The sequence below is a fragment of the Desulfococcus sp. genome (assembly GCF_050178255.1).
Taxonomy (GTDB): Bacteria; Desulfobacterota; Desulfobacteria; order Desulfobacterales; family Desulfococcaceae; genus Desulfococcus; species Desulfococcus multivorans.
Map to the genome: position 1 here is coordinate 1 of NZ_JBFXGG010000109.1, position 9,569 is coordinate 9,569.

Here is a 9,569-nt window from a genome sequence, read left to right on the forward strand (position 1 = left end):
TCCACTTCGGCCGTGAGCCAGCTGAAGAAGGGGAAGACCTCGTCAAAGGGGGCCAATCCCTCGCTGTCCGTCGGAAACGACTGGTAGAGGGTGCCGTCGCGCCAGCGGATGTTGACCGGGATCTCGGGAATGCCCCGTTCCCCTGCATCCCACATGCCGTCCTGGTCGGCATCGTCGAACACGCCGGTCCAGAGCTTGGCGAACCAGTCGAAGGTCGGCACGTTGCCCAGGTTGCATGAGCCGCTGGGTGTGGCGCACGAACCGTTGGGATTGACCGTCACGCCGAGAAAGTTGAAGATCAGGTCCATGTTGTCGTCGAAGACGGCCAGTTGGTAGTCGCCCGGCGGCACGTTGGGGATGGAAAAGGCGCCGTCGCTGGTCCGTTTCACGTAGATGGCCGGTCCGAGACCCCCATTGGCGTTGAGGCCCACCCAGGGCGTGGTGTGCGGGGGTATGGCGCCGTCGTAAAAAGCCGTATCCGGGGGTCGGGACAGGTGGTTGTTGACCACCGTGCCTTCAATGGTGGCTGCCGTGCCGCCGGTGGGCGGCGGAATGCTGTTGAACTCCTTGGTGAAACCGATGAAGGCATGCCAGCCCGGCGGGCCGAACTCGGCGAAGAAGATCGGTTCGTTGGCCTTGACCCAGGCGTCGATCACCTTCTTGCCCTCGATGGTGGAGGTCTGCTGCCAGCCCTGGCCCGCGGGCGGTATGGCGATGACCCCATACTTGCCGGGGGCCATGTTCTGGAAAACGACCTCGCCGTCGGGGCCGGTGACCAGAAAACCTTTGCCGATACTGCTTACCGAACCGTCCGGATTATAGGTGGTTCCGATCGGGTTTCCGAAGGCGTCGTGTATGGCCTCGCCTGCCGAAATCCCGTACCGGCCGCCGGCGTCCTCCAGTTTGACCGTGAAGCCGCTCATGTTGGTCTGGCCGGGACCCGTTCCCGGGGTTTCCTCCGGCAAGTCGGGCGCGTTGTTGATGGGGTTGTTGTCGTGAAAGACAAAGACCGAGATCTGGGCCGTGGGGATGGGGTTGGGCTGAACATAGACCGTCACGCCCCCATTGCCTGTGAGCTGTCCACCGCCGATGCTGTAGCCGGAATTCGGCAGCACCGATACATAGTAGCGCTTGGAGTTTTCAAGAGCGGGCAATGAATCCGATGAACTTCCCTTGGCGACCACCGGCATGTAGCTCTTGTGGAACTTTGTTCCCCAGTTGGTTGTTGAATTGCCGGGGTTCACGGGGTGGGTGACGTCTTCCTCCACCAGCCAGCGGTAGCCGACGTCGATGGGATCACCGGTCTTTCCGTCCACCACGTTCAGCGTGAATGCCCCAGCCTCCAGGGCCGTCATCGTCCCTGCAAACACTGCGAGGACAAGGACGATCCATTGGTTTATGAATCTGGATAGTGTCATCTTCACCATGCTCCCTCCTTTGCTGATAGGGACCGTCTGTTGTTGGATCACGATGGAAAATCCGGTGAGAATCCCGCGATCGAGGTTCGGTGGTCGGTTTCTCCAGTGTATCCGTCTGGTTTGACGGTCTGTGAATGGGGTTTAAAGAGTAGTTTTACAGCTTAGAGGATAGGGAGACGGCTTTGGAATGTAAATCAGGGATCCCCTGAGCTTTGGGGTGAATTACCCTGATTTTGGTGAAGGGGTTCACGAAACCGAAAGGCGGCGATCGAACGCCGGCGTCGCGGCTGGAATCTTTTGTACTCAACTTTCGACGTTCATAGGCACCGCCCGGTCACCATCATGGAAGTTAAAAGCTGAACTCAACTTTCGACGTTTATAGGCCGTATCTATCCGGTCACCATCATGAAAGTCGAAAGTTGTCGCTGAGTTTTATATCGACAGGTTATTTCTTCTCTGCTCCGGCCGTCTGTCTTCCGATGAGGGCCTGAAAGCTTTTCATGGAGTGGTTCCGCAGGATTTTGCCGTTGACGAACACCGTAGGCGTTCCGCTGATGCCCAGACGGGCAACCGCCGAGGCGTCCCGGTTCAGGGCCGCCGTCACCTCGGGATGGCTCATCTCCCGCTTCAGACGGGCCGTATCCAGTTTCAGGTCTTGGGCGATCTCGTCGATCTTCTGGGGGCTGAGTCGGTCGTGATTGTCGAAAAGGGCGTCGTGGAACTCCCAGAACCGGCCCTGCCTGCCGGCGGCCAATGCGGCGGCGGCCGCCGCCCTGGAATGGCGATGGCTGCGGAGGGGGTAGTTCATGAAGACGACCTTGACCTGTTCAGGATACTCGACGGTCAATTGATCGAGGACCGTCGCCAATTCGGCGCAGGAGGGGCACTCGAAGTCGCTGAAGACGACGATTTCAAAGGGGGCGTCCATCGGGCCTTTTACCGGCAGGCCGCTGGTGTCGATCTCCTGGATCATGTCGAGGGTGATGATCCTGAGGGTCTTCTCTCGGGAATTGCCCACCAGCAGCACGTCGTCCCGGGGCGTGGCCTTGATGATATCGGTGCCTTCCCCCAGCTGGACGCTGCCCTCGAGACGGCCGTCCGGGGAATAGATCAACAGGCTCCCGGCCTCGGTGAGCGCGAATACCCGCCGGCCATTGAGAGCGACGGCGATATCCACCGGTCGGAGCGCCATCTGGAGAGTCTTAACAACATTCAATCTGATCTCGGTGGTGTTCTCACAGAGCACGGGGTTTGGCGGGAGCATCGCCAACAGCATCAGGATCAGGATTGTTTTTCGCATGTCGGAAACCTTTCTATCATCAGGGTGAAAACAGGATGACATCTTTATTTTCAGTATCCCTCGAGGGTGAAATCGGAGAAAAGCATGGGCCAGGTGGATATCATCACGAAGACGAGGCACCCGATCATGGCGATGAGGGAGAGTCTCCGCTGAAGCGACGGCAGACGCTTTCCCAATGATTCCGGGCCTCTCACCCGTTCGAGGAGCCCCACACCCATGCCCGCGATGCCTGCCGTGAGGAGGGCGGCGTAGAGGGGATAGCCGATGTAGCGGTATTCCTTCTGGAGCAGACAGAAGGGGCAGTGGTGGGTGGGCAGTTCGTAGAAGTAGAGGGAGATGAAGGAGATGATCGAGACCAGGGAAACGAAAAAGAAGATGCCGCTGAAGCAGGAGAAGAGCCCCGCCGATCTTCCGGTGATACGGAAATGAATGCCGGAGCGGAGGGTCAGAGCCGCGCTCAGATAGAAGAGTACTTTGGCGGGAATGGATGGGAGTGCGGCCATCTTTCCGGAAATGCCGGCGGCCTCGGCGTTGAAAAGGATGCCGCAGCACGAGGTGATGATGTCGGCCTTCAGGTTCAGAAAATATTGCGTTACGAGATAGGCGTCGAAAACACAGAAGGCGGTGACGACGAAAAGGAACCGGTATTTGGTCTTGATCAGCGGATAGTCGGGGCATTGGTTGTCGGCGTGGTTCAGAATCAACCACAATCCCGAGAGCACGGCCCCCGCGAGTTTCACGACAAGGGCCGGGTATCCGTACCGGTTGACGTTGAGGGATCCGGCGGCGCACATGGCCCCCGTAAAGAGCGGGTGAATCCGGTCCACGGTGTAGATGAAGAAAAACATGGCAAAAAGCCCGATGGCGAAAAGATGCGTCAGGACCGAAGATATGAGATAGGTCTGTCTCTCGAGAGCCAGTTGGCTTTCGCTCCCGCTTTCGATGTTCCAGGCCCGGATGATGCGATACCCGATGGTGGATGCATAAACCGCGAAAAGGGCGGTGAGCAGGGATACCAGGATGAGCGTGATGATGGCCGGGTTCAGGATCAAGGGATCTGTTTCTCCTCCAAAATGCTCCCGTCCCGCATCTCGACCACGGCATGGACGATCCCGGCTTCGAAAACCAGGGGATCGTGGCTCGCCATCAGGATGGTCTTTCGATCGCCGAAAAACTCGGCGACGATGTCCAGAAATTCCATGGAGAGGGCCATGTCGAGATGGGCCGTGGGCTCGTCGGCGATGATGACGGCGGGGTTGTTGATGAGGGCCCGTGCAATGGCGGTCCGCTGCTGTTCCCCGCCGGAGAGCCGCTCCACCTTTTGACCGGCCTTGTCGTCAATGTTCAGGCGTGCAAGGAGTCTCATGGCGTCGGCTTTTACCGCTGCGTGCCGCCGTCCCGTGGGATACGCCGGCAGCATGGTGTTTTCGAGGACGGTGATTCCCTTGATGAGGTTGTAATTCTGAAAAATGAACCCGAAATCGGACCGTCGGATATCGGAGAGGAACCTTTCGGGAAGGCTGGTGGTTTCCTGTCCGTCGACGAAGATCCGCCCAGAGGTGGGGCGGCTCATGCAACCGATCAGGGAGAGCAGGGTGGTCTTGCCCGAGCCGCTGGGACCTTTGAATACGGTGATTTTTTCGCGGGCGATGGTGAGGGTCACGTTTTTGAGGGCGTGAAATTCATTGGGCCTGCCGGCGTTGAAGATTTTGGAGACGTTTTTCAAGGTTATCATGGCGTTGGATCTTTGCTCCCGCTGATGCTCAGACATTGCGCATGGCCGCATCGGGCTCGGTGACGGCCACCTTCCAGGCGGGGATGATCGTCATGATGGAATAGGGAACCACCGTCAGCGCAAAGACGGCCGCGGCCCGAAAAGGATCGATCTCCGGTTGGAGCCTGAATGCGGGGTAGAGGACGGACCATCCTTTCAGTGCATGTTCGAAGAGGGGCGCCTGGGAAAAAAAAACATGGACATACGCGGCGGCCGTCCCTGCGAGAAACGCGCTCAGGGAGATGAAAATGCCCTCCCAGAATTTCAGCATCAGGATGTCCGACGTGTTCCACCCCAGGGCTTTGAGGATGCCGATCTCGCTCCGCTCCTCTCCGGTGAGGCCGGTGGCCTTGTCCCAGGCGAAGATGAGGAAGGCGAGCATGGCTCCGAACAGCTGTACGATGATATAGCCGCTTCGCCAGTCGAAGATGGCGGCATAGGTCTTCAGAATATCCGTTTTCAGCACCGGTCGGGTGTCCGGAAGGCGGAGGAAGACCTTTTCGGCGATGGTCAGGGCTTCCTTCGCGTTCCGGATCCGGGCGACCATATCCGTGGCAAACCCTGCCGGGATACCGAAAATACGCCGAAAGGCGGCCTCGGTGATGAGAATGAGGTCAGCCGCTACCAGGTCCGTTTCCGCGTTGAGCACGGTCTTGATCTTGAGAACGACGGGTGTGCCGTCGTATGCCCGCATGTAGAGCTCGTTGTCACCGAGGGTTCCCCAAGTCCGCATCACGCCGCTGCCGACGGCGGCCTCGTTTTCAGCAAGTCCGAATTCCGGTGTCGCCGTCACCGTATAGTTCGCCGCGGCGGCCTGATGGTAATAATATCCCCACAGTCGGGGTTTGACGTCGCTCACGCCCCGGATCTCCGCTATGGAATCCTGGTAGACCAGCGGCATCAGGTCGTGCCGACCAGCCAGGTTCCGCTGAATCACCATGTCCGGCATATCTCTCAACACCGCCGCTGCTTCCCTCCGAACGGCGTCGGCGAAGAGGACCACTGAAGTGAACAGAAACACCATTCCGGCATAGATCACGACGAGGGCGAGATTTTTCCATCTTCTTCGGGTGAGGGAAGAGATGGCGAAATCCAGGAGGTGTCGTTGCCGTTCGATCACCGCACCCCCTTCACCGCAGCAGGAGGATATCCCTGCTGCTGCGGTCGCGTCATGGACCCTGAAGGGTAATGTTCGAAGGCCAGAGGCGCTTCCTGAAACGCCGAAAAGAGATCTGCCTGGGACAGGTGCCGCGTATACCGAACCTCGGTGAAGAGGCAAAGATCCGTGATGTCGAGCTGCCTGACCAGGAGGGCGTTGTTTTCCATCGTCTTCCGGCGGAACGCTTCGTTGCGTCTGGGATGGATTGCAACCGTCAGAACGAGAATCGCCGTTACAACAGCAATGTGAATCAGGAAAATTGTCGATTTTCTCATGGGTGATTCCTGTTGCCGCCACAAACCTTTGAGGGGAACGGTTGCGGAACGAATCCGGATGCGACGGATCCATTCGTGACGACAGGCCGTGTCGTCACGAATGGTGCTTCATCTTTTTCTTTTTTTCCCGAATCATCTTGATATCGTTGTACATGTCCTCGAAGGCGGCCTTCATGACGTCGTCGAAGGTCGCCTTTTCACCGCCGTTTTCGCTGATGAATTTCAGTGCGGCAGCCTCATCGGCGAATGCCCATTTGGCCCGGGTGGTCATGACGCCCGGCCTGGATCCGCCGATGACCCAGATCGCCGTTTCAGCGTCGATGAGGGTCTTGGTGTCGAAATCGCCCACCATGATCTTTCGGGGGGTTTTGCCGATATTGGCGGCCATGTCGACGGCGGCACAATGGATGGAACAGGTGCCTGTCGTCGTGCCGTCGTCATAGACGACAAGGACCCGGGAATGGGCGAACTTGGCGCGATCCATGCCGCATAGGGGACAGGCCGGGTGTGCCGGGATGTCCTCCTGGGCGAAGACGTTCACGGTGCCGATCAACAGCAGGATCACCATGACGAACAGAGCCGGTCTTTTCATGAGAGTCTCCTTTTGATGGTGGGTGGATGGTGGTTATCCGTCTCGGTTTATAAAAGATGGCTCTCGCCATTTTCTATCAGGGGCCGTGCTTAAAGGTCAAGGGGTTTTGAGGGTGTCCGATACGCTGGAAACCCTGATGTTACGTTTGAGCCGCAGCTCTTCGACGGCGCAATAGAGCACCGGCACCACCAGCATGGTGACGATCTCCAGGCTCATGCCGCCAAAGGTGGGAATCGCCATGGGGATCATGATGTCCGAGCCGCGCCCGGTAGATGTCAGCACCGGGATGAGGGCCAGGATCGTGGTGGCTGTGGTGATCAGGCAGGGCCGTACCCGTCTGAGACTGGCCTGGACGGCGGCTTTCCGGATGTCTCCAACGGTGTTGAGCGGCGCCCTTGCGAAGGTCTGGTCCAGATACGTGGCCATGACCACGCCGTCGTCCGACGCGATGCCGAAGAGCGCCAGGAATCCGACCCATATGGCCACGGACAGGTTGACCGGATGGATCTGAAAGATGTCTCTGAAACTGGTTCCAAAGACAGAGACGTCCAGAAACCATGGTTGGGTGTAAAGCCAGATCATGATGAATCCGCCGGACCACGCCACGGCCACGCCCGAAAAGACCAGTGCGCTGGTCGTTGCCGACCTGAACTGCAGGTAGAGGATGAGAAAAATGATAGCGAGGGACAGCGGCAGGACCATCCGGAGCTTCCGGTCGGCTCGGACCTGGTTTTCGTAATTGCCGGTGAAGCTGAAGCTGACGCCTTTGGGCAGCGAAAGCTCACCCCGCGCGATCTTGTCGAGAAGGTGAGCCCGGGCGTCTTCCACCACATCGGTTTCCGCGAAGCCGGGTTTTTTGTCGAACAGGACATACCCGACGACAAACGTGTTTTCGCTCTTGATGACCTGGGGACCGGGAGTGTATCGGATGTCTGCGAGTTCCACGAGGGGTATCCACGATCCTTCGGGCCCCGGAACCAACACTTTTCCGATGGTGTCGACATGGTCCCGAAGCTCTCGCATGTAGCGGACGCGAACCGGGTAGCGTTCCCGACCCTCGACGGTTGTGGTGATCTGCTTGCCGCCGATGGCGGTTTCGATCACGTCCTGAACCCGCTGAAGATCGATGCCGTATTGGGCTACGGCGCGGCGATCGATGGCGATCTCGATGTAGGGCTTTCCGACGATGCGGTCGGCGATGACCGACAGGGGGTCGATGGCGGGCACCTCCCGAAGAAATTTTTCGATCCGGCGGCCGACGCCCTCGAGGACAGCGAGGTCCGCGCCGTAGATCTTGACCCCCATGGCGGCCCGGATGCCGCTCTGGAGCATGACGATGCGCGCGGAGATCGGTTGAAGCCTGGGCGCCACCGTGGTTCCGGGAAGCGTCGCTGCATCGATAACCTCGTTCCAGATGTCATCCGGCCGGAGAATTCCCGGCCAGGCATCCCGGCCGGGGTTGAGGACCGGATCGAGGGGCGGCCGCCACATTCGGAAAGGCTTGCCGTCGGGATCGGGTATCAGCCGGTGTCGCGCATCTCGAAGAAAGCGTCCGCGAACATCATACGGGGCGCCGTCCCCGGCCGGCAGCGCTTTGCCGTCGGGGCTCCGAAAACGGTCCTTGCCGTCGGGCGAAAATTTGAACCGACGAGGAACGCCCTTGTCGTCAAGCAGAAATTCCGGATGGTATTCGATGAGCGTTTCGATCATGGAGACGGGGGCCGGATCGAGGGGGCTTTCAACCCGACCCAATTTGCCGACTGCGGTTTTGATTTCAGGGACGGCCTCGACGGCCCGATCCTGCCGCTGGAGAATGTCCATCACCTCTCCGATGGCGGCATGGGGCATGGTAACGGGCATGTACAGAAACGCCCCCTCGTCCAGAGGCGGCATGAACTCCTTGCCGAGACCGGGGAATTTCCGCGTCAGGTATTCGGATGCCGGGGTTTCGGTCACCAACCGGGGCAGCCAACCGAAGACGGTCCCGTATCCCAGCCAGATCGTTCCTCCTGCCGCCAGGCATGCCGCCGGAAGGGTGAGAAAGAGGGCCTTGTGGTCAAGGCACCAACCCAGAATTCGACTGTAGAACCGTTTAAACACATAAAATGTCAGCAGTATGATCCCAATGCTCGCGCCGATGAAGACGAGGTTCCTTGCGAGGCCCTGAGTTATGCCCGCCGGCTGCCATACATCCGCCAGCACAACGGTCGCCCCAACGGCGATGACAGCGGTATTGCACCGGCGGACCCATGCCGCCGCCTCGGGCCGAAGCCGCAGCGCCAACAGGTCGAGTGCTCCGACGAGGGCGATAAAAACACCGGCTTTCCAATCGAGAAACATGGCCGCCGCGACGCCGATGTATATGACGCCCTCGCGGAATACCCATTTCGGGATCCTGCGGTTTTTTTCACGGATGAAGACGGCATAAGCCAGGGGGGGGATGATGCAAACGGCGACCCCCAGGGAGGCCGTCAGGGCGAAGGTCTTGGTGAAGGCCAGGGGCCGGAACAATTTTCCTTCGGCGCCCACCATGGTGAACACCGGGAGAAAACTGACGATGGTGGTGGAGACCGCCGTGATGACTGCTCCGCCCACGTCCCGGGTGGCCCGCAGCACCACGGCTATGCGGTCCGCTTCGGGATCCGCGGATTCAAGGTGTCTCAGGATGTTTTCGGTGATGATGATCCCCATGTCCACAATGGTCCCGACGGCAATGGCGATCCCCGAAAGTGCGACGATGTTGGCGTCCACGCCGAAGATTTTCATGGGGATGAAGCAGAGCAGAACGACGATGGGCAGCATCCCCGATATGATCAAGGCGGCGCTCAAATGCCGCATCATGACGAGAACCACGACGATGGTGATCAGAATCTCCCGGGAAAGGGTCGATGCCAGTGTTTCCAGCGTCTCTATGATCAACCCGGTCCGGTCGTAGAAGGGAACCACGGCAAGCCGGCTGACCGTGCCGTCGGGAAGTGTCCGGCTGGGCATGCCCAGGGATATTTCAGAAATCTTCTGCTTGACCCGTTGGATGACGGCGAGGGGGTTTTC

General features: G+C 59.2%; 8 protein-coding genes. All 8 read right to left on the reverse strand.

What is annotated here, in order from left to right; genetic code table 11:
- Positions 1-1,427, reverse strand: a 1,427-nt coding sequence (locus AB7S84_RS14470; RefSeq protein ID WP_428155293.1) for a hypothetical protein, incomplete at its 3' end; no start/stop codon positions are given.
- Positions 1,428-1,863: 436 nt separating this feature from the next.
- The gene (locus AB7S84_RS14475) at positions 1,864-2,718 is read right to left on the reverse strand and encodes a thioredoxin domain-containing protein (RefSeq protein ID WP_428155295.1); all 855 of its coding nucleotides are present in this window, start codon (positions 2,716-2,718) and stop codon (positions 1,864-1,866) included.
- A 50-nt stretch (positions 2,719-2,768) separates the two neighbouring features.
- Positions 2,769-3,770 carry a hypothetical protein gene (locus tag AB7S84_RS14480; RefSeq protein ID WP_428155297.1) on the reverse strand — a complete coding sequence of 334 codons (1,002 nt, stop codon included), beginning with the start codon at positions 3,768-3,770 and terminating at the stop codon, positions 2,769-2,771.
- A complete protein-coding gene (locus AB7S84_RS14485; RefSeq protein WP_428155299.1) occupies positions 3,767-4,453 on the reverse strand; it encodes an ABC transporter ATP-binding protein in 687 nt (228 codons plus the stop codon). The genes AB7S84_RS14480 and AB7S84_RS14485 overlap by 4 nt, the downstream gene beginning before the upstream one ends.
- A gap of 28 nt (positions 4,454-4,481) precedes the next feature.
- Entirely contained in the window at positions 4,482-5,612 is a 1,131-nt protein-coding gene (locus AB7S84_RS14490; RefSeq protein WP_428155301.1) for an ABC transporter permease, read from the reverse strand.
- Positions 5,609-5,926 carry a hypothetical protein gene (locus AB7S84_RS14495; RefSeq protein WP_428155304.1) on the reverse strand — a complete coding sequence of 106 codons (318 nt, stop codon included), beginning with the start codon at positions 5,924-5,926 and terminating at the stop codon, positions 5,609-5,611. The genes AB7S84_RS14490 and AB7S84_RS14495 overlap by 4 nt, the downstream gene beginning before the upstream one ends.
- Before the next feature lie 94 nt (positions 5,927-6,020).
- Entirely contained in the window at positions 6,021-6,518 is a 498-nt protein-coding gene (locus AB7S84_RS14500) for a nitrous oxide reductase accessory protein NosL (protein WP_428155306.1), read from the reverse strand.
- A gap of 96 nt (positions 6,519-6,614) precedes the next feature.
- On the reverse strand, positions 6,615-9,569 hold a 2,955-nt coding region (locus tag AB7S84_RS14505; RefSeq protein WP_428155308.1), incomplete at its 5' end, for an efflux RND transporter permease subunit.

What these genes read in the sequence shown, in the direction of transcription:
- AB7S84_RS14475 (WP_428155295.1), bottom strand. Translation starts at nt 2,718, where the DNA reads ATGCGAAAAACAATCCTGATCCTGATGCTGTTGGCGATGCTCCCGCCA.
- AB7S84_RS14485 (WP_428155299.1), bottom strand. Translation starts at nt 4,453, where the DNA reads ATGATAACCTTGAAAAACGTCTCCAAAATCTTCAACGCCGGCAGGCCC.
- AB7S84_RS14495 (WP_428155304.1), bottom strand. Translation starts at nt 5,926, where the DNA reads ATGAGAAAATCGACAATTTTCCTGATTCACATTGCTGTTGTAACGGCG.
- AB7S84_RS14500 (WP_428155306.1), bottom strand. Translation starts at nt 6,518, where the DNA reads ATGAAAAGACCGGCTCTGTTCGTCATGGTGATCCTGCTGTTGATCGGC.